Raw genomic sequence first — 21,108 nt, forward strand, 5'->3', positions numbered from 1 at the left:
CCGATAGAGAGATTGTACTATTTTCTTGTTGCATAAATCGCACGCATGTGGTACTATTTCAACCATGGAAGCCAGGGAAGGGTCGAGGCTGTTGTCGTAAGTTGCCAGATGGAGTAAGGGGAAAGGCCGCGACCGGGCCGAGTGGGCGAGCCAGCGGGCTCGCCCGCTTTTTTGCGCCGCTTGCGTTGCCTGCCACGGCACGGCGGTACCCTGCCTTGCCGTCACGCATTTGGCGACCATATCGTCTCGCGGGGGTATGTTCGGCGCTGGCTGGGGACGTGGCTGACAAGACACCTGGGCCGCGTGCTGCACGCATACGGAGGTGGCCGCCATGAAACGCACTTGCATCCTCATTGCGATCCTCACTCAAGCGGCCGTGGCCAGTGCGAGCGTCCGCGTGTTCGTCACGCCGGCGTCCGCGGGGTACGGACTGACGAATCCGGATCTGGCATTTACGCCCACGCTCAGCACGGTGACGGACAGCGGCGAAGACTTCAACGCTTACGACTGCATCCCGCCTGATCCGCTTTACGGGGTAGACGCCTACCCGCCTCTTGATCTCGCCACGGGGACGGCCACGAATCCGGTCCTGATCCCGCCCGGCGACTTCGCGTACATCTGGTTTCGGTTCCAGGACGTCGCCGAAAACACGCACGTGGATCAGATCAAAGTCGCCATCCGCGAATACAGCAACGGGGCCCTCGGCGACGTCACGACCTGCTATTACGTGCTCAACTCAGCAGCGGGTGACCCACCGCGCAAACGCTGGGATGGCGTCGCGACGCCGCCGGACTATCCGTTCTGGCACATGAACCCACAGCCGCTGTTGGCGCACGACGGGCTGCTCAACGGGGCTGACGATCCGCAGTTGTTGTTCAAGCACCAGAGCGGCGGCAATCCGCGTACGGGCGTCGCGCTGCTCGGGGCGGTTTTGGCGGCGCCCGACAAGACCTACGTGATTCTCCCCGAGGAACTCAACTTCGACGTCGTGCCGCCGGATCCACTGATCTGGGGCGGATACTTCCTGTTTATGCCGGAGCCCGGCGCGCTGTCACTGCTGGCGCTCGGGGTCATGGGGCTGCGACGACGCTGAACCTCAGCCCTACTCCGCCAGCTCGTACATGCCCTGTCCGGCGCGCCGCAGCTTGCCCTGCCGGGCGAGCTCGTCCCAGACGGCCTGCGGAAACTGGTTAGGCGGGATGATCGCGACGATGCCGGAGCGTCCGCCGCTCGTCATGGCCCCGTGGCCGAGCCGGGACTCGTCGTCGAGGCGGGCGAGCTTCAGGCGTTTCTTGAACGCTTTCATAGCGTTCTTGAGCTGTGTGGGCGGTATCTCGCCGGGGGCCGGGGCCCCGCCGGGCGCAATCGGAGGTTGATCGGTCATGGCGTTCCATCCATTCGCCGCGGCCTCGCGCGGCGGCGATGATTCACGATAGCCGGCGGGGCGGCGCGTTGTCCAGCGGGGCAGGGGCTGCCAGACTCGGCGCCTGGCCGCCTGGCGGCAGCCGGCGACGGGCATCTGCTATACATTCTAGTAGTGCGCCTGCACACTTCTCTCTGGGGCCGTCGCGCGCGGGTTGACCGCCGGTCGCGGCCCCGAGTTCATCGACTGGGGAGCCGCATGGCCGCGCCACTCCATGTCGTCACGCCGCCGGCCTGGCCGCTGTCGCTGCGCTGGGCCTTGAAGTACCTGCCCGACTATTTCCAGGAGACCCCGTGCCGCTTCCACGTCGAGCTGTTTAGCGCGCTCGAAGACCCGGACCGCCGACTGATCGCCCGCGTCGCCCCGCGCGGACACGCCAAGAGCACTTGCGCCACCTTCGCCTATCCGCTCTGGTGCCTCTGCACGCGCCGCCGCCGCAACATCGTCATCGTCACGCACGAGACCTCACTCGCGACCCAGTTCGTCCGCGACATCCGCAACGAGCTGGAGTCCAACGAGCGCATCGCGGAGACCTATGGCGATCTCTGTGCCGGCGAGGAGCCGTCATCGAAGTGTACACGCTCCGCGCGGCGACGCTGGACGGCCGCACAGTTCACGACGCACACCGGCGTGACCGTCCAGGCTCGCAGCACCGGCGCGGGTTTCCGCGGGCTGCGCGTCGGGCCGCGGCGCCCGGACCTCATCATCTGTGACGACATCGAGAAGGACGAGCACGTCGCGACCGCGGAAGGGCGGCAGAAACTCGAGCACTGGCTGCGGCGGGTCGTGATGCCGGCCCTGGCGCCCGAGGGCCAGCTCGTGGTTGTCGGGTCGCTGCTCCATCACGACTCGCTGCTGGCGAACCTGCGCGATCCGCGCCGCTTCCCGTGCTGGGATTACGCGCTCTACCGGGCGCTGGAAGCCGAGCGCGGTCCGGATGGCGCGTTCCGCCGCGTCGCCCTGTGGCCCGCGCGCTGGCCGGTCGAGCGGCTGGACCTGGAGCGCGAGCGCATCGGCACGCACGCGTTCGAGCAGGAGTACCAGGCCAATCCGCAGGACGACGACCTGCGCGTCTTCCCGCCGGAATGGCTGCGGCGCTATGACCCGGCCACGCTGCCCACCGCCGGGCTCGTCAATCTCATCACCGTCGATCCGGCGACCGGCAAGTCGGGCGGCGACTACTTCGCCCTCTGGGTCGGCAGCGTTGATCCGGCCACGCGGCGAATCTACACACGCGAGCTGCTGCTCGCCCGCCTGAATGCCGTCGAGCAGGCCAGGTGTGTCCTGGCGGCGTACGACCGCTGGCGTCCGCTGAAGATCGCGATCGAGACGACGGCGTACCAGTCAGCGCTGAAGGATTACCTGGAGGAGGAAAGCCGCCGGCGCGGCCTGTACCTCCCGCTCATGGGCTTCACGAGCACGGTCGACAAGCGCGTCCGCATCACCGCCAGCTCGCTCTTCTACGAGAACGGCACCTTTTGGCTGCCCCCGACGCTGGATCCCGAGGCTGAGCGGCAGTTCCTGCACTTCCCGAAGACCGCACACGACGACGCACCAGACGTCTGCGCGATGGGTATCGAGCTGGCCCGTGCGGTCTGCGCGGGGACGCGCGTCGAAGGCGCAACTGCCCAGGCCGCCATGCGCGGTGACTGGTGACACGGCCACCTTGATTCAGCCCGGCGTTTCGTCTACCGTCGCGGCTGCGCCGTGCCAGGCGCTGCGAGAGGCCGGAGCATGTCGTCTGCGCACAAACCCACGCCCGCGGCCGAGCGTGTCACCACGCGGTCGCTGCGAATTGCGTGGCTGGTGGGAGCGCTACTGGTCGTCGGTATGCTGGTCACGGTCGCGCATCGCTCCGTGTTGACCGCCCAGGCCTATGCCGCCGACGACAACGAGTACATCCTGTACAACACGCGCGTCCAGAATCCGAGCTGGACCGCGGCAGGGCAGTTTTTGACCGAAGTGCTCGAGCCGACCACGGTGCGCGGCTACTACCAGCCGCTGACGATGATCTCGCTGATGGTGGATTCGGCACTCGGCGGCCGGCCCAACGACTTGCGCGCCTATCACCGCACGAGCCTCATCCTGCACGTAGGCAACACGCTGCTGGTCATCGTGTTGCTCTACCTGCTGTTCGGCAAGCTCGGCATCGCCGCGCTGGTCGGCTTGCTCTTCGGCCTGCACCCGCAAACGGTCGAGCCGATCGCGTGGGTGAGCGACCGCAAGACGCTCCTGGCGGCGTTTTTCGCGCTGGGGGCGCTGATCCTATATGTCTCGCACGCGCGGCGAACAGGCTGGGTCCGCTATGGGCTCGCGCTCGTACTGTTCGCGCTCGCCCTCCTGTCGAAGCCGACGGTCACGCCGCTGCCGCTCTTGCTGCTGCTCCTGGACTTCTGGCCGCTACGCCGGCTGAGCTGGAAGAGCCTGTTGGAGAAGGTGCCGTACTTCGTCATTGCCGGCGGATCGGCCGTCATCACCTATGTTTCGCAGGCGCGCACCGCGGTCGTGATCACGCCCGAGAGCCGGGGCTGGCAGGAGATCGTGCTGACGATCTGCCACAACATCGTCTTCTATCCCTGGAAGCTGATCTGGCCGGTTCATCTGACGCCGCGCTACCCGCTGCCCGCACCCTTCGAGTGGTCGCAGCCGGCGCTCTTGGCCGGGCTGATCGGCACCGCGCTGTTGCTGATCGTGCTCGGCGCCGCGCTGCGCTGGACGCGCGCCCCGCTCACGAGTTGGCTGTTCTTCCTGGTGGCCATCCTCCCGACGCTGGGGATCATCGGTTTCACCAACGTCATCGCGTCCGACAAGTACGTCTACTTCCCGGTGCTCGGCCTGCTGATGCTTCTGGCGTACGGACTGGGGTGCCTGTGGGACGCGCTGCCGCGGCAGACGTTTGCGCGGGTCGTTGTGGTCGTAGTGCTGCTCGGGCTGGGCGTCGGTGAGGCCGTCGCGACGCATCGTTACCTGGCGCGCTGGCAGGACACCGAGCGCCTGTACCGCTACATGCTGACGCGGGCGCCGGACGTACCGGACCTGCACGACCAGCTTGGCTTCGCGCTCCAGCAGCAGGGGCGCACCGCCGAAGCCATCGCGGCGCTGGAAACCGCCCTCCGGCTGGATCCGAACTACTACCATTCCTACAACAACCTCGGCACGGTGCTCGCGACGGCTGGCCGACTCGAGGAGGCCGTGGCGGCCTTTCGCGAAGGCGTGCGTCGCGTGCCGAAATTCGCGATGGCGCACAGCAACCTCGGGCGGGCGCTGGAATTGCTCAAGCGGCCCGATGAGGCCCGCGCGAGCTACGAGGCGGCGCTCGCGGCGGATCCGGACTGCGTCGATGCCCACAAGGGGCTCGGTATCCTGCTCGCGCGCCAAAACAAGTTGGACGAAGCGGCGGAGCACCTGCGGGCTGCGATTCGCATCCACCCGAAGTACGTGGACGCCTACATCGGCCTGGCGATCACGCTCGACATGCAGGGCAAGCTTGATGAAGCCATCGCGGTCTACGAAGCGGCCCGCCGGATCGCGCCGGAGAACCCGCTGGTGCTCAAGGGTCTCCAGCAGTTTCGCGCGAAGCGAGCCGGCGCGGCGCCGCCCCGACCCGGACCGTAAGCGCAACCGCTGCGCGCCATTTCCAGGCGGCACTGACAACTTCTGACAGGCGGACACACGCCGCGACGCCCACGCCCGTATAATGCAGACTCAGCGGCCGTCGGAGATGCGGCTCCGGATGCGTGGGTGGCGCCTGCGGGATGGCGTGACGCACGCGTACTCCGGACCGGCAGGAGATTGCGGTGATGACACGAGTGATGCGAAAACTGGCAGTTGGGACGACGTTGGCGGCGGCGCTGCTGCTCTGGCCGAGCGCGGCCCACGCACAAAAGACTGTCCTGCGCCTGCGGCTGGCGGGGCCGGTGCTCGAGGCCCCCAATGATACCGCCGGCCTGTTGGCCATGTTTCAGCAGGAGGAGGCCCAGACGCTGCGGGATTACCTGGACGCGATTCGGCGGGCGGCCGGCGACCGTCAGATCAGCGGCCTGGCGCTCATCCTGGACCAGCCGCAGTTGTCGCTGGCGCAGGTTGAGGAGCTGAGCCGCGCGCTCCAGTATTTCCAGGCCAAGGACAAGCCGGTGTACTGCTACCTGGACGCCGGCACCAACCTGACCTACGCGCTGGCGACCGCGGCCAGCCACATCACCCTGGCTGAGTACAGCGAGCTGGAGATCGTGGGGCTGCACGGTGAACTGTCGTATTACAAGGGGCTGCTGGACAAGATCGGCGTTGAGGCCGACATGATGCACTGCGGCGCGTACAAGAGCGCGCTCGAGCCGTTCACACGCACCGAGCCCAGCCCCGAGGCCGCCGAGAACGTCAACTGGCTGCTCGACGGGATCTACGACCGCTGGATACAGCTCATCGCCGAGGGACGGAAGCTCCCCGTCGACGAGGTGAAGAAGCTCGTCGACCAGGCGCCGCTCAGCGCGAAACAGGCCCTGGACGCCAAGCTGGTGGACGAGGTCTCCTCGTTCCCAGCGTTCAAGCAGCGCCTGTACAAGGAATTCGGCAAGGACGTCACGATCCTCAAGAAGTACGAGGAGAACGCCGGTCCGCCCATCGACATGGACAACCCGTTTGCGTTCTTCGAGCTGATCGGCAAGCTCATGCAGGGGCCGGTGAAGATCGACGAGCCGGGCGTGGGGCTGATCTACATCGAAGGCGCCATCGTGATGGGCAAGAGCGACGACAGCCCGTTCGCCGGTACGAGCGCCGGCAGCAGCTCCGTGCGGGCCGCGTTCGAGGAAGCCCGCGAGGACGACAACATCAAGGCGGTCGTCGTGCGCGTGGATTCGCCCGGCGGATCGGCCCTGGCCAGCGACATCATCTGGGAAGCCGCGACCCGCTGCGCGGCTGAGAAACCGCTGATCGTCAGCATGGGCCAGGTCGCCGGCAGCGGCGGGTACTACGTCGCGATCCCCGGCGACACGATCTTCGCCGAGGCGACGACCATCACCGGCTCGATCGGCGTCGTCGGCGGCAAACTGGTCTGGAACGGCCTGATGCAGGACAAGCTCGGCATCACGACCACGGAGTTCTCCCGCGGCAAACACGCCGGCCTGATGAGCATGAACCGCAAGTGGACCGACGACGAGCGCGCCTGGATGACAACGTACATGAACTCTGTCTACGAGCAGTTCAAGGGACGCGTGACCAAGTCGCGCGGCGACCGCGTCAAGAAAGACCTGGAACAGATCGCCGGCGGGCGCGTCTACACCGGTGCGCAGGCACTGGAACTGGGCTTGGTGGACAAGCTCGGTGGCCTCTCCGACGCGCTGGATTTCGCCGCGAACAAGGCCGGGCTGGGGCGCGACTACCAGGTGCTGAACGTGCCGCGACCGTCGGGCTTCGCCGAGTTCCTGAAGCTGCTGCAGGCCCTGACGGGCGAGGAAGGCAAAGACGATTATGAGATGGGCAAGGCTGCGCTGGCCAACGATCCGCTGCTCGGTGCGGTGCTGCCGCTCATCGGTGAACTGGCCCCGACGCAGGTGCGCGACATCCTGCGCGGGTTGCGTGACCTGGTGATTCTGCGCCACGAAGGCGTGGGCTGCTTCATGCCGGCGGTGCCGCGGTTCCGCTAGCCGCCGGTCGGATTCATACCTTAGGTGATGTCACCTGGTCGGATGCCACGGGCTACTGGCAGGCCCGTGGCATCCGCATTCTTGGGCTTGGTCCGCGCCTGCCGGCGTGCCTGAACCCGCCCCTCCCGACGCGCAGTTTGTGTTCCCGGCCTCGAATTCCCGCCTGAAACGCGATGTCCGATAAGGGCGCGCACGCGCACGACCGCCCCGCGTTTGCCGCCCGCGCCTGGGGGACCGGATCGCACCCGGGGCGTGTCCGGTGTGCGTCCGCCCCGTCGTCCTGGACCGGCCGCACAACAGCCGCCCCCACTCACCGTCCGACAGGGAGGTAGGCAGCCCCGTGGTGATTTGCCGGCTGTGGGTGCCGGGCGAGCGGCGGTGCTGCGACGAACCGGGAGTTCGCGATGTGTTGTGGCGCGCGCGGCGTGCGGGGGCACGCTGTTGCCCAGTGGTGGGGGGTGATCGTTCGCCGGTGGGCACGGGCCGTTGGTGGATTGGCCGCGGTGGTGCTTGGGCTGGCCGGGTGCGGCGACGCGCCGCTGTGGGATCAGGCGGCCGGTTTCGTCGACTACAAAGACTCCGGGAAAATCCTCGCGGTTGACGACGGCGTGGAGCTGAGCCGCCACACGGGGCAAGTCGCCGGCGACGACGACTACGCGCTGTTCGACGTAGGTGTCGCGGCGGCCGGGGAAACCTGGACCTTCACGGTGCACACCCCCGCGGGGTCGCCCCGCCTGTTCACCATCGCGGTCTACGATGCGGAGTACGACTTGCTACAGCGCGTCCGGCGTGCGTCCGGCGTTGAGCTGCGCCACACGATGCGGCGGGCCACCGGGCGGGTCTACGCCGCCGTGATGGCGGAATGTGACGGCGCGGTCGAGTTCGAGTTGGTAACGACGCACCTGCCGGCAGGGGACGCTCCGGAGCCGCGCGCGCAGGTAGTGTGGCTGGACTACACCGGCGCGCGCGCGATCGCGATTGCCGACCAGCCGGCCGTGTCATTCGGCCCGTTCCACGCAGCGGACCTGGGGCCGCAGTACGCGGACGCCACCGAGGTGATCAAGGCGGAGATCACGCGGACCGTGCGGGCGCTGTACGCCGGCTACGCGGTGACGATCATCAGCTCGGATGAAGCGGCGGTGCCGCCCGGTCCGCACTCGACCATCTACTTCGGCGGGTACAATCCAGACTTGGTCGGGATGGGCGCGGGGGTCGACCGCTACAACGCGGATCCAAGTGATGACGCGATCGTCTACACGCGCTCGTTTACGTCCTACGCGGTGATGGACCTGTCGCCCGAGGACATGGGCCGGATGGTTGGCAACACGGCCGCCCATGAATTAGGCCATCTTCTGGGCCTGTTCCACACGCGCGGCGCGGACCAACTCATGGACGACGCGCGCTCAGCGTGGGACCTGGCGGCGGTTTCCAAGCTTGGCCGGGCGCCGCTGGCGGAGACCGTGTTCCCGTTTGGTGTCGAGGACGCACCGACCGTACTCGCGCAGACCGTCGGGCTGGCCGGGGACTAGACCGTCATCTGGTCGGACACGCGGTAGCGGCTCGCAATGGTCAGCGGATAGTCCCCGCCGAGCGTGCGGCGATGCGTGTCCAGCGCCAGGTCCGGATCGTTGTTGTGCTCGCTCAGGTGGGCCAGGGCGATCCAGCGCGGGCGGTGGCGCCGACAACCCTTGAGCAGCGCGGCGGCCTCGTCGTTGGACAGGTGCCCGCCGTCGCCGCGAATGCGGGCCTTTAATTCGGGTGGGTACGAGCCCTCCGCCAGCATGACGGGATCGTAGTTGCTCTCGAGGTAGGCGGCGTCCAGTTCCGCCAGCACGCGCCCGAGCAGCGCGAACGGGTGACCCAGGTCGGTCAGTACACCCAGGCGCCGGCCTTCGTGCTCCACGATGAACGCGACACTCTCGGCGGCGTCGTGCGGCGTCGGCAGCGTGTGCACCGTGACGGCCCCGAAATCCAGGGCGTCGCCCGGTAGGAAGTGCCGCACCTCGCGCAGGGGCCCGGCGCCGCCGGCAATCGCGTGATGCGTCGCGGGCGTGGCGTACAGCGGCAGGTGAAACAGCCGGTGAAAGACGCCGGCGTTGCGGGTGTGGTCGCTGTGGCGGTGCGAGAGGATCACGGCATCGACCTGGCGGATATCCCGGCCGTGGTGGGCCATGCGCAGGCTTGCCTGGCGACCGGAGATGCCGGCGTCAAAGAGTAGTTGGACACCCCCGGCCTCGACATAGATCGCGTTGCCGTTCGACCCGGACTGAAGCGAAAACGTCTGCATCTGTTGCTACTATAACGCCTCAGAATCACGCCAACATGGGTGGTACAGCCATCTCGCCCATGCTTGTGCCATCAAGGGCGGTGCGGGCAGCTTGCCCGTTCTTACGACCGGCGGGATGTCCGTACCACACCTCTTACGAGTCGCCTCCAATGCGGCGATACCCCAGTATACCGTCGAGAGCGTGCGGCCGGGCATTCGACGGGCCGGGTGGCGCAGCCGCAGCTTGCGACGTTGGCCGGAAACGATTACGCTGCCAGCGAAGTCTTTGGGTGCAGTTGCCCGCCTTGAGTTGTGCGTGGTGCGGGAGAGTCGGGACGACGCTCGGTATGAAACCAGTGTCCATTCCTGAGCAGGTCTTATCGCAGACCGCGCCGGCGCTGGTGGTGTCCGTCGCGCGTGGGGAAGTGGCGTTCTTCATCGCGGAAACGGCCTGGGGGCTTGCGAAGTACCCGCGCATTTGCCCGGTGGAGATGCGTTTTGGCACGTGGGAGCTCGACCCGGTTACTCTGGTCGCCGTGGTGTTGCGCTTGGCGCAGAGCGATGCGTGTACGTTCGATTACTGGATCGACACGCAGAGCCCGGAGGGGGTTCGCATTCTCCAGAGCCTCGCCGCGCAGAACGAGATCGACGTGCACCTGGTGACGACCGAGCTCGCGCGCAGCCTGCGCGTGAAGAACCCCGCGGTGATCGAGGCCGCCAGCTTGGTCGATCAGTTGCGCACGGGCCGCCGTTGGACGCCGACGGAATACATGGACGCGTTTGCCCGCATCAACAAGCTCTACCCCACGGCGCCAGTGCTGTGGCGCGGCTGCGCTCCCGAGAAGCGGAGCGGCTGAGATCAACCCGCCGGGCGGAACGCTTCCACCAGGCCCACCATCCCCGGCCCATCCTGGATCAGCCGGGCGCGCTCGAACCCCGCCTGCGTCAAGTCGCCGCGAATCTCGTCGAAGGTGTAGGTGCTGCCCCCGGCGGTACGCACGAGCATGTTGATGGCGAACACGGCCCCGTCGCGCGGCTGCGTGCGGTCGGGGCTCATGACGTGATCCCGAATGACCAGCCGCCCGCCCGGCACCAGCGCCCGCCGAATCTTCATGTACAGGTCCACATTCTGCGCCCGGCTGTTCTGGTGAATGATCGCGGACAGCAGCGCGAGATCATGTCCGGCGGGCAGCTCGTCGCGATAGAAGTCACCGGCCACAAGCCGGACGCGGTCCAGCAGACCGGCGGCCCCGATCCGGGCCCGCGCCAGCTCGACCACCTCCGGGAGGTCAAACAGCGTGGCGCGCATCTCCGGGGCGGCGCGCAGAAACTCGAGCGTGTACGTCCCCGACGCGCCGCCAATATCCAGCAGTGCCCGGGCCGCACCCGGACCGATCGCCGCCACGATCGCCGGCGCCCGCGGACCGGCGACCACGTGCATCGCTCCGATGAACGCCTTCTGGCTGGCTTGACTGCTCGGGGCCTGCGCGCGGGCCCGTGCGGGCGGGTCGCCGCGGGCGATCCCGGTCAGCTCCGACCAGCTCGGCCACAAGGCCGCCGAATGCAGCACCATCGGGAGGACCGATTGCGGGCTCTCCGCGGAGAGCAGGGCGGCCACCGGCGGCTCGCAGCGGTAGCGGCCGTCATGCTTGGCCAGCAGGCCCGTTGCGGCCAGCGCGTCGAGCAGCACGGTCATGGCCCGTTCATCGCCGCGGCGCTGGCGGGCCACCTCGCCGGCGGTGAGCGGCCCGGCTGCCAGCAGCGTGAACAGATCCAGCTCCGCGGCCGACAGCAGCACACGACACTCCATGAAGTTCCGGGCCAGGGCGAGGATTGCGTCCGCGTTGAGTGCACTCATGGGCAAGTCTCCGAAAGGCCGGCTCGTATTGTCGCGCAGTTAACCCGCACCAGGATGCGCGTGCAAGCGCCGCGACAGGGTTGCCGCGACCGGCTACAATACGCTGTTTTCGCCAGGCATCGCCAGGAGAGCGTCGCGTGAAGCCATCCGAATCCAACCCGGCCTCCCGGGGTCTGAACAAGCTGGCCGACGGCTGGTCGCACCAGCTCAAGCCGCTCGAGCCGATCGACGTGCGCAAGACCGCGACCTGCTCGGAGCTGCTCGCGGCCATGTCCAAGACGGCGTTCAGCGGCCGGAGCCTGGGCGAGGCCGCCGACATCCTCTACGAGATGGCTACCGACGAGAAGTGCTTCGTCGTCGGGACGTTCTCCGGCGCGATGACCATCGCCAAGCAGGGCCTGCTGATTACGGAGATGATCGACCAGGGCATGTTGAACGCCGTGGTCAGCACCGGCGCGCTCATGTGCCACGGGCTCATCGAGCAAAGCGGCCACACGCACTTCCGCCACGACCCGCACTGGAGCGACGAGCAGCTCTACGACGCCGGCTACTGCCGCGTCTATGACACGCTCGAGCTGGAGCGCAATCTCGAAGAGGCCGCCGACATCATGCAGCACGTTCTGGCCGACCTGCCCACCGACCAGGCGCTGGGCAGCCACGAGCTGAACTGGCGCATCGGCGAGTACGTCCGCCGGACGGTGGCCGGCCGCGGCATCCTGCAATCCGCGCATGAGAGAAAGGTGCCGGTCTATGTGCCGAGCTTCAGCGACAGCGAGCTGGGGCTGGACACGTTCGTCCACAACCTGGAGGCCGCCGACGCCGGCCGCCCGCCCGTGCGCATCGACCTGCTGCGCGACATCGGTGACTACTACGACCGCGTCTGCAGCGCCGAGCGCCTGGGCATCTTCACGATCGGCGGCGGCGTGCCGCGCAACTGGGCCCAGCAGATCGGCCCGCTGGGCGAGATCCTGGATCGCCGGACCGGCGGCAAGCACGGGCACTACATTCGCTTTCACTACGCGATTCGCATCTGCCCGGAGCCGGTGCACTGGGGCGGGCTCTCGGGCTGCACGTATTCCGAGGGCGTGTCGTGGGGGAAGTTCGTCTCGGAGAAGGAGGGCGGCCGCCACGCGGAGGTATTCGCCGACGCGACGATCGCCTGGCCGCTGCTGCTCCGCGGCGTCCTCGAGCGGATGGGGCGCGTCTGATGGGCCGCCGACGCGCCGACACCGGGCAGTAGACCACCGTGAACCACACCGCGCTACGCAACGTTGCCATCATTGCCCACGTGGACCACGGCAAGACCACGCTGGTTGACCAGCTCCTGCGCCAGTGCGGCCAGTTCCGCGATTCGCAGTTGCGCGGCGAGCGCATCCTCGACTCGAATGACCTGGAGCGTGAGCGCGGGATCACGATCCTGGCGAAAAACATCGCTATCCGTTACCGCGACACCAAGATCAACCTGATCGACACGCCGGGGCACGCCGACTTTGGTGGCGAGGTCGAGCGCGTGCTGAAGATGGCGGACGGCTGCCTGTTGCTCGTGGACGCGTTCGAGGGGCCGATGCCGCAGACGCGCTTCGTGCTCCGCAAAGCGTTCGAGTACAAGTTGCGGCCGATCGTCGTCATCAGCAAGATGGACCGCCCGGACGCCCGTCCCAGGGACGTGCTCGACGAGTCCATCGACCTGTTCATCGAGCTGGGCGCGGACGAGGCGGCGCTCGATTTCCCGACCGTGTACACCTCGGCGACCGAGGGCTGGGCGTCGCTCGACCCGCGGCAGCGCGGCACGGACATCTTTCCGCTGTTCGAAACAATCCTCCGCCACGTGCCACCGCCGGTCGTGCAGCGCGCGCAGCCGACGCAGATGCTCGTCACCACGCTGGACTACAACGACTATGTCGGCCGGATCGCGATCGGCCGCGTCTTCGCGGGCACGCTGCGCGCCGCCCAGCGCGTGGTCGTGATCCGGCGCGACGGCACGCGACTGAACGCCCAGGTCGGCGAGCTGCACACCTTCGATGGCCTGGGACGTTGCCGTGTCGACGCCGTTGAGGCTGGAGATATCTGCGCCGTCGTCGGGCTGGATCCGATCGACATCGGCGACACCATCGCCGACGCGGAGAACCCGCAGCCGCTGCCGGTCATCAGCATCGACGAGCCGACGCTGCACATGGTGTTCCGCGTCAACGACTCGCCGTTTGCCGGCCGCTCGGGACGCTACCTGACCAGCCGCCACCTGCGCGACCGCCTGGAAAAAGAGCTGCAGCGCAACGTCGCCCTCCGCGTCGAGCCGGGCGCGACGCCGGACGAGTTTCTCGTGTCCGGCCGCGGCGTGCTGCACCTGGGCGTGCTGATCGAGAACATGCGCCGCGAGGGTTACGAGCTGGCGGTCGGCAAGCCGAAGGTCATTTTTCACGAGCTCAACGGCCGCAAGACCGAGCCGATCGAGCTGTGCGTGATCGACGTGCCGACCGAGTACGTCGGACCGGTCATGGAGATCATGGGCGGCCGCCGCGGCATCTGCACGACGATGGAGGCCCGCGACCAGCGCACCTACCTGGAATTCACCGTGCCGGCCCGCGGACTGATCGGCGCCCGCAATCGCCTGCTCACCGCAACGAACGGCACGATCATCATGCATCACAACTTCTACGAGTACGAGTACTTCCGCGGCCCCATCCCCGGCCGGGCGGCGGGCGTGCTGATCGCCAGCGAGGACGGGCCGGTGACACCCTACGCCCTCGATGGTCTCTCCGATCGCGGCGTGATGTTCGTCAGCCCGACGGAGCGCGTGTACAAGGGGCAAATCGTCGGCGAGCACTGCCGCGACAACGACATCGTCGTGAATGTCTGCCGGCAGAAGAAGCTGACGAACATCCGGGCCGCCGCGGCCGACAAGACCGTCGTGCTCAAGCCGCCGCGGCAGCTCACCCTGGAGATCGCGCTGGAGTTCATCGAGGACGACGAGCTGGTCGAGGTCACGCCGGACGCGCTGCGCCTGCGCAAGCGCATCCTCGATGAGATCGGACGCAAGCGCGCCAGCCGCGTGCGGTGAAGGCGGAGCACGACCACCCTTGGGGTTAATCGTCCACGATCTCCGGTATCCGCTTGATCCGCGGATCCGTGAAGATGTCGAGCTCGTCCCGGCTGGTGCTGGAAAACTCCGACACGATTGCCCCCTCATCGCCCGCCTGGAACCAGTGCAGCGTGTTCGGCGGCACCGTGTACTGAGCGCCTGGCTTGAGCTCGATCTCGTGGAACACCGTGTAATGCGCCTCGCTGCCGGCCGGAATGCGCGCCTGCAACGGCTGGCTGCGCGTGCCGGGCACGTACAGCCACACGCGGCCCCACCGACAGCGGAACGTCTCCATCTTGCCCGGGGTGCCGGCCACCGCCGGGTGGCGATGCTCGGGACACGTCTGCCGCGGGAAGAGCACCAGCTCCTTCGCGCAGTACCGGTCCGTGTTGGCGTAGACCACCAGCTCCAGCCCGGTGCGCTCCAGCTCCCCCAGGCCGAACTCGGCGATCTCGATGTTGGCCGCTTCATCGGGCGTCAGCGCGATCCCGGCCCGTTGGAGCATCTCGCGCGCGCGGGCCTGTGCTTGACGTGCCGCACTGCGTTTCAGCATGGCAGGTTCCTGTCCTGGTACAAAACACCGGAGATCCGCTCCGGCACGGGCCCGCGGGCGTCAGGTCGGCGGCCCCTGCGTGTCGCCCGAAGACGACTCCGTCGCCCGGACCGCCGGCAGGCCGATGCGGAACTCGGCCCCACCGTCCGGGGGATCGATCAGCTCGAGTGTGCCGCCGAGCTCATGTACGATCTTACGCGCCACCGCCAGACCCAGCCCGGTGCCACCGTGGCCTTTGGTCGACTGGAACGCCTCGAAAATGCGCGTCCGTATCTCGGCGGGCACGCCGGGACCGTTGTCGGCCACCGATAGCAGCACTAGGTTCTGCTCCGCGTGGTAGCGCGTGCGCACGTTGATGATACCCTTCTCGCGCTCGACCGCGTCGATCGCGTTGGTGACGATGTTCAGAATCACCTGGTGCACGCCGTCGTAGTCCACGGGGATCGGCGGCGCGTGCTCGTCCAGGTCGGCCAGCAGGACGACGCGCTTGGCATCGGCCTGTTTCTGCACGAGCGCGACCACCTCCTCGACGATCCGGTTCACCTGCAGCATTTCGAACCGCGGCTCGCGCTCCTTGCTGAACGCCAGCATGTTCAGCATCAGGTGGTACGAGCGGTCCAGGTTGCGCTCCACGATCCGCCAGCCCTGTGTGGCGGTGGCCAGATCGCGGCGCTCCAGGCCGCGCTCCACCACCTCCGCCCCGCTGCGCATCCCCTGCAGAATGTTCTTGATGTAGTGCGACAGGTACGCCACGGTCTCGCCGGCGGCCGCCAGGCGCTCGCGCTGCAGGTGCGACTGCACGAGGCGGGCGTTCTCGATGGCCAGCCCCGTCTGGTAGCCGATCGCCGTGATCAGCCGCAGCTCATTCTCGTTATAGGTGTGGCGGGTCACCGGGCAGTCGAGGTGGATCACGCCCAGCACCTGCTCGCGCGCCACGATCGGGGCGCAGATCACCGAGCGCATGCCGAGGTTCTGCACGCTCTTGCCGCTCTGGAAGCGCTTGTCCGCGACCACGTTCGAGCACAGCACGCCCGTGCGTGACTCGACCACGTGATTGATGATCGTTCGCGACGCCATGATCGCCTTGCCGTCGCTCGCCCGGGCCTGCGCCGCGCCGCGAAACCGGACCACCTCCGGCAGCAGTTCGTCAGTCGCCTCGTCCCGCACGAAAATCACGCCGCGGTCAACGTCGGCCTCCTGGAACATGATGTCCATCACCCGGACCAGCAACTGGTCCGCCGGCAGCAGGCTGCCGATCACGTCGGCCAGCTCGCGCATCACCTTCCAGGCCTTGACCGCGTACGCGGTTTCCGGCGCCGCGAGCACGATGCTGTCCTCGTTCGACGGCACGCTCGCGACCACGGCCGAATCCACCGCCGGGCTGCCCGCGTCCAGCGTGACCAGGTCGCGGGGGATCCCGACGCCAGAAAACTGCTGCACGGAGTCCTCGCCGGTGTACACCATCAGCGTCCCGCCGACACGAATCTGATCACCGTGCTTGAGCCGCGTCGGCTTCTGGATGCGGACGCCGTTGACGTACGTGCCGTTCGCGCTGCCGAGATCCGTGAGCAGCCACCCCGCGTCGGCGGCCTGCAGCTGGGCATGGCGACGGCTGATGGTCGGATCGGTGAGCGGGACCTGCGTGCTGCCGCGGCCGATCAGCACCTGGTCGTCGATCGTGCGCAGCGTGCGACCCTTGTCCGGTCCCTGGAGAACGATGAGTGTGGCCACGCCGAACCTCGCTTCATCGACGGCAAACCGAACAGCCCGCAAGGGACCGTCAGCATGGCGGACCGAACCCGGCACCGCGGACGGCCGGGCAATACGCTTTCCGCCCGACACTCCGCGCCGGCGTGTCGGCCGTCGTGCAACGTCAGGATTCTACCGCGAACGGCCGTCTAGGGGGTCGGGGCCTGCGCCGCGCGCACGTGATTGGCGGCCAGCCCCTTCGGGGTCTGAACCAGCTCAAATACGACGGGTTCTCCCTCGCGGAGCGAGCGGAAACCCTCGCCGTCGATGCTCGAATAGTGCACGAATACGTCCTTGCCCTCCGGCCCGACGATGAAACCGTAACCCTTCTTCGTGTCAAACCACTTGACGCTGCCGTCCGTCATGACACAGACCTCCGGGAACCGCCCAGATATGACCCCAAGACGGTCCACGTACAAATGTCCGCCTGTCGCCGGACTAATTCTCCCGGACGATTACCGGATGCCCACTTCCGGTGATTTCAGGTCTGGTTCGACCGGCGTACAGACAGGTCAGAGATGTGACCGGTCGGAACGGAGACCCGTCCGGCAAATATGCTCTTCATATCCGGTGCGGCCGGCCGCGGTGCTCACGACTCCTTGCCGCGGGCGTCCGCCCCGGATTCCTTGGCCGCCTTCAGCGCGGCCTTGCGCGATAATTTTACCCGGCCCTGGTCGTCGATTGCAATTACTTTGACCTTGACCACGTCGCCAATCTTCACGACGTCGGACACCGTGCGCACGTAGTTGTCGTCGAGCTCGCTGATATGGCACAGGCCGTCCTGACCGTCCGTGATCTCGATGAAAGCGCCGAAGTCTTTGATACTAATGACCTTACCTTCATAGATCCGCCCGATCTGCACGTCCTCGGTGATCCGCTGGACCATCGCCAGGGCCCGCTCGGCACCATCCGCGTCGAGGCAGGAGATGACCACCGTGCCGTCGTCTTCGATGTCGATCTGGGCTCCGGTCTCGGCCTGGATCGCCTTGACGGACTTGCCGCCCGGACCGATCAGCTTGCCAATCTTCTCGGGGTTGATCTTGATCGTCAGCAGCCGGGGCGCGTACTGGCTGATTTCCGGGCGCGGTTTAGCCAGCGCCTTGTCCATCTGGTCCAGGATATGCATCCGGCACTTGTGCGAGAGCTTCAGCGCCTCGCGCATGATCTTGTGCGGCAGGCCCGTGGCCTTGATGTCGAGCTGCACGCCGGTGACGCCCTTGCGCGTGCCCGCGACTTTGAAGTCCATGTCGCCGTAGTGGTCCTCCTCACCGACGATGTCGGCCAGGAGCTTGTAGCGGCCGTCGGGCTCGAGCACCAGGCCGATGGAGATGCCGGACACCGCGCCGCTGATCGGCACGCCCGCGTCCATCAGCGCCAGCGACCCACCGCAGACGCTCGCCATCGAGCTCGACCCGTTGGACTCGAGAATGTCGCTGACGATGCGGATCGTGTAAGGGAAATCCTCGGGGCCGGGCAGCACTGCCTCGAGGCTGCGCTCGGCCAGCGCGCCGTGGCCGATCTCGCGCCGCCCCGGCGAGCCGATCCGCCGGACTTCGCCGACCGAGAACGGCGGAAAGTTGTAGTGCAGCATGAACTTCTTGCTGTATTCCTCGATCAGGTCGTCGATGAGCTGCTCGTCACGGGCCGTGCCCAGCGTGCAGACGACCATCGCCTGCGTCTCGCCGCGCGAGAACAGCGCCGAGCCGTGCACCCGCGGCAGCCAGCCCACCTCGCACAAGATCTTCCGCACCTCGTCCAGCTTGCGGCCGTCCACGCGCTGCTCCTCGTCCAGGATCAGGTCGCGGACCAACCGCTCCTCGACGATGCCGATCGCGGCCTTGACTTCCTCCGGCGTGTGCTCGGGCTCCGCGACTCCCTCGGGGCAGTACTCCGCCACAATCCGCTCGTAGACCGCCTTGACCGCGTCGTTGCGCTCCTGCTTGCCCGTGATCTGCTTCGCGGCGCGCAGGTCGGTCAGTGCCTTCCGGCGGATTTCATCCAGGAACGCGGCGTTCTTCTCGGGGGCCTCCCAGGTCTTCGGCTTGCCCGCCTGACGCTCCAGCTCCTTGAGCATCTCGCAGATCGGCTTGACGCCGTTCTCGTGCCCGAACTGCACCGCGTCGGCGATCACGTCCTCGGGCAGCTCGCGGCAGCCGACTTCGATCATCGTTACGGCGTCGAGGTGCCCCGCCACGATCATGTCCATGTCGGAGTATTCAAGCTGCGCAACCGTGGGGTTGATGATGAACTTGCCGTCCACCCGGCCGACGCGCACCCCCGCGAACGGACCGTGGAACGGGACCGGCGAGACGGCGAGCGCGGCGGCGGCGGACACCAGCCCGATCACGTCCGGGTCGTTCTGCATGTCCGTGGCCAGCACCATGACCTGGATCTGCACTTCGTTCTTGAAGCCGTCCGGGAACAGCGGCCGCATCGGGCGATCAATGAGCCGGCAGGTGAGCACTTCCTTCTGTGTCGGCCGACCTTCACGTTTGAAGAACCCGCCGGGGAACTTGCCCGCCGCCGACATCTTCTCGCGGTAGTCGACGGTCAGTGGGAAGAAATCGATTCCGGGGCGCGGGTCGGCCGTGACGACCGTACCGAGCACGACCGTGTCGCCGTAGCGCACTACTGCGGACCCCGCGGCCTGCTTGGCCAGCTTCCCCGTTTCGATGGACAGAACACTCGCACCAATCGCGCGCTCGACCTTGAACATCATGGATTCGCTCTCTCTCTCACTGCCTTCCTGCCGCCGACTGTCTTTCTTCCGACCGACCGACTTACCCATGTTCCGACATCCCTAAAGGAATAGCGCGCCCGAACAGCGTGCCCGCCGCACGGTGCCTTGACCCAAAATCCCGGACGGCCCCACCGCGCCGTCTACTTGCGCAAGCCGAGCTTCCCGATCGTCGCGAGGTAGCGGTCCCGGTTCTGGCGGGCAAGGAATTTCAGCAGAGAGGAGCGCTTGCCCACCATCTTCAGCAGCCCGCGCCGCGACGAGTGGTCTTTTGCGTGAATCTTCAAATGCTCCGTGAGCTGGGTGATCCGCTGGGTGAGCAACGCGATTTGCACTTCGGCGGAGCCGGTGTCCTGTTCGTGCCGTCGGTGTGCCGAGAGGAGCTCGGCCTTCTTTTCGCCAGACAAACTCATGGCCCGTCCTTTCATCAACTTGGGCGTGCCCCAGTCCGTACCCGCGGGCCAAGCGGTGGCCAAGGCAGCCTGCCAACTGGTGATCAGTATATGGACACGACCGCCGGCTCGCAACCGGAGCGACCATTCCTGCCCGCCCCAAACCCTGGCCGCCGTGTGCCGCCGCGCGGCTATTTCGCCTTAGTCATTGTCATCACGATAATTACGATTCCGCCGATCACGGGCAGCGCCACCGAGACCCAGCCGAGAATCATCCCCGCCAGCGCCCGCCGGCCACCCAGCCAGTGTCCCGGCTCCGTGCGGATGCGCTGCCGCGCCCGCCATCCGAGCACGATCGCGACGATGCCCAAGGTTAGTCCCGCCACCATCGACACGCACGCCGACAAGCCGCCCATGATCACCGCGGGCGGTGGCAGCTTGCCCATCGGAGGTTTCAGCTCATCCGGCTTGAAATGCAGGCCCAGGTACACCTGCGCGCCGACGGCCGCCAGCCAGAGCCCGATCGCGATCAGGCCGCAAGTGAGCGCCGCATTCGCCCCGCGCATCAGCCGGGCGGTCAGCACGCGGGGGCTGTCCGGTTCGTCCTCCACTCGAATCTCGCTCGCCGGGATTTCGGTCGACGTCCACTTGCGCGGCGCCGCGGGGCCGCGCTCCGCGGCAATCTCGACGGCCGGACGGTCCGAGACGACCTTGCCGTCGCGCATCTGCACGATGCGTTGGGCCTGCAACGCGATGTCCGGCTCGTGCGTCACCATCACGATCGTGACGCCCTGCGCATTCAGGCTCCGAAAGATCTCCATGATCTGCTCGCCCGTCCGGGAATCGAGGTTTCCCGTCGGCTCGTCGGCCAGCAGCAGGGCGGGGTCGTTGACGATGGCCCGGGCGATGGCAACGCGCTGCCGCTCGCCGCCTGAAAGCTCGTTGGGGTTGTGCTGGGCGCGGTCCGTCAGCCCCACACGCTCCAGGGCGCGCGTCGCCGGGGCACGCGTGTTGGTCTGCCGCGCGTAGAACAGCGGCACGGCGACGTTCTCCGCCGCCGACGTGCGGTTGATCAGGTTGAACGTCTGGAACACGAAACCGATCTGCTTGTTCCGCACCGCGGCGAGTTCATAGTCGGAAAGATCGCTGACGTCACGCCCGTCGAGCCGATATGTGCCGGCCGTGGGCCGATCGAGGCAGCCCAGCAGGTGCATCATCGTGCTCTTGCCGCTGCCCGACGCACCCGTGATCGCGACGAACTCGCCGCGCTCAATCGTCAGGTCCACGCCGTCCAGGGCATGGACGATCGAGGTGCCCATGCGGTAGAGCTTGGTCAGGCCACGGATCTCGATGAGTGCCAAGCTGCGCAACTCCCTGGGGTGCCCGCAGCGCACGGTGCGACCCGCGCCGCG

General features: G+C 67.2%; 17 protein-coding genes. 8 read left to right on the top strand and 9 right to left on the bottom strand.

The features are described from left to right. Positions 1-331: 331 nt before the first annotated feature. Positions 332-1,093, top strand: a complete 762-nt coding sequence (locus KA383_15755) for a hypothetical protein (protein ID MBP7747571.1) — start codon at positions 332-334, stop codon at positions 1,091-1,093. A gap of 9 nt (positions 1,094-1,102) precedes the next feature. Here the strand turns inward: KA383_15755 and KA383_15760 are convergent, their stop codons facing one another. After that, entirely contained in the window at positions 1,103-1,384 is a 282-nt protein-coding gene (locus KA383_15760; GenBank protein ID MBP7747572.1) for a hypothetical protein, read from the bottom strand. A 237-nt stretch (positions 1,385-1,621) separates the two neighbouring features. On the opposite strand from KA383_15760, the gene KA383_15765 reads away from it, so the two are divergent. From KA383_15765 to KA383_15780, 4 genes are all read left to right on the top strand, one after another. Beyond that, positions 1,622-3,079 carry a hypothetical protein gene (locus KA383_15765; protein MBP7747573.1) on the top strand — a complete coding sequence of 486 codons (1,458 nt, stop codon included), beginning with the start codon at positions 1,622-1,624 and terminating at the stop codon, positions 3,077-3,079. Between the two features lie 78 nt (positions 3,080-3,157). After that, entirely contained in the window at positions 3,158-5,038 is a 1,881-nt protein-coding gene (locus tag KA383_15770) for a tetratricopeptide repeat protein (GenBank protein MBP7747574.1), read from the top strand. 185 nt (positions 5,039-5,223) lie between these two features. Continuing rightward, positions 5,224-7,062 carry a signal peptide peptidase SppA gene (gene sppA, locus KA383_15775; protein MBP7747575.1) on the top strand — a complete coding sequence of 613 codons (1,839 nt, stop codon included), beginning with the start codon at positions 5,224-5,226 and terminating at the stop codon, positions 7,060-7,062. Between the two features lie 404 nt (positions 7,063-7,466). After that, positions 7,467-8,591, top strand: a complete 1,125-nt coding sequence (locus KA383_15780) for a hypothetical protein (GenBank protein ID MBP7747576.1) — start codon at positions 7,467-7,469, stop codon at positions 8,589-8,591. Here KA383_15780 and KA383_15785 read toward each other — a convergent pair. Further along, a complete protein-coding gene (locus tag KA383_15785) occupies positions 8,588-9,349 on the bottom strand; it encodes an MBL fold metallo-hydrolase (protein MBP7747577.1) in 762 nt (253 codons plus the stop codon). The two genes, KA383_15780 and KA383_15785, sit on opposite strands and share 4 nt — an antisense overlap. 326 nt (positions 9,350-9,675) lie before the next feature. Between KA383_15785 and KA383_15790 the strand changes: the two genes are divergently transcribed. Further along, complete coding sequence (locus KA383_15790) at positions 9,676-10,185, top strand: hypothetical protein (protein ID MBP7747578.1); 510 nt, start codon at positions 9,676-9,678, stop codon at positions 10,183-10,185. A 2-nt stretch (positions 10,186-10,187) separates the two neighbouring features. Here the strand turns inward: KA383_15790 and KA383_15795 are convergent, their stop codons facing one another. Then, positions 10,188-11,186, bottom strand: coding sequence for a methyltransferase domain-containing protein (locus KA383_15795; GenBank protein ID MBP7747579.1), 999 nt, complete (start codon positions 11,184-11,186; stop codon positions 10,188-10,190). A 269-nt stretch (positions 11,187-11,455) separates the two neighbouring features. Between KA383_15795 and KA383_15800 the strand changes: the two genes are divergently transcribed. Together KA383_15800 and typA are read left to right on the top strand one after the other, a co-directional pair. After that, the gene (locus tag KA383_15800; GenBank protein ID MBP7747580.1) at positions 11,456-12,394 is read left to right on the top strand and encodes a deoxyhypusine synthase family protein; all 939 of its coding nucleotides are present in this window, start codon (positions 11,456-11,458) and stop codon (positions 12,392-12,394) included. Between the two features lie 38 nt (positions 12,395-12,432). Continuing rightward, positions 12,433-14,244 carry a translational GTPase TypA gene (gene typA, locus KA383_15805; protein MBP7747581.1) on the top strand — a complete coding sequence of 604 codons (1,812 nt, stop codon included), beginning with the start codon at positions 12,433-12,435 and terminating at the stop codon, positions 14,242-14,244. Positions 14,245-14,269: 25 nt separating this feature from the next. Here the strand turns inward: typA and KA383_15810 are convergent, their stop codons facing one another. The 6 genes from KA383_15810 to KA383_15835 form a co-directional block, all read right to left on the bottom strand. Further along, complete coding sequence (locus tag KA383_15810) at positions 14,270-14,818, bottom strand: D-lyxose/D-mannose family sugar isomerase (GenBank protein MBP7747582.1); 549 nt, start codon at positions 14,816-14,818, stop codon at positions 14,270-14,272. A 60-nt stretch (positions 14,819-14,878) separates the two neighbouring features. After that, positions 14,879-16,549: an FHA domain-containing protein gene (locus KA383_15815; protein MBP7747583.1), complete on the bottom strand. Its 1,671-nt coding sequence runs from the start codon at positions 16,547-16,549 to the stop codon at positions 14,879-14,881. A 167-nt stretch (positions 16,550-16,716) separates the two neighbouring features. Next, a complete protein-coding gene (locus KA383_15820) occupies positions 16,717-16,932 on the bottom strand; it encodes a cold shock domain-containing protein (GenBank protein MBP7747584.1) in 216 nt (71 codons plus the stop codon). A 224-nt stretch (positions 16,933-17,156) separates the two neighbouring features. Next, complete coding sequence (gene pnp, locus KA383_15825; GenBank protein ID MBP7747585.1) at positions 17,157-19,286, bottom strand: polyribonucleotide nucleotidyltransferase; 2,130 nt, start codon at positions 19,284-19,286, stop codon at positions 17,157-17,159. Between the two features lie 161 nt (positions 19,287-19,447). After that, positions 19,448-19,717 carry a 30S ribosomal protein S15 gene (rpsO, locus tag KA383_15830; GenBank protein MBP7747586.1) on the bottom strand — a complete coding sequence of 90 codons (270 nt, stop codon included), beginning with the start codon at positions 19,715-19,717 and terminating at the stop codon, positions 19,448-19,450. Between the two features lie 170 nt (positions 19,718-19,887). After that, positions 19,888-21,057 (bottom strand): ATP-binding cassette domain-containing protein, encoded by a 1,170-nt coding sequence (locus KA383_15835; GenBank protein ID MBP7747587.1) that lies wholly within the window; start codon positions 21,055-21,057, stop codon positions 19,888-19,890. Positions 21,058-21,108: the final 51 nt, after the last annotated feature.

The sequence above is a fragment of the Phycisphaerae bacterium genome, from assembly GCA_017999985.1.
GTDB lineage: Bacteria > Planctomycetota > Phycisphaerae > UBA1845 > Fen-1342 > JAGNKU01.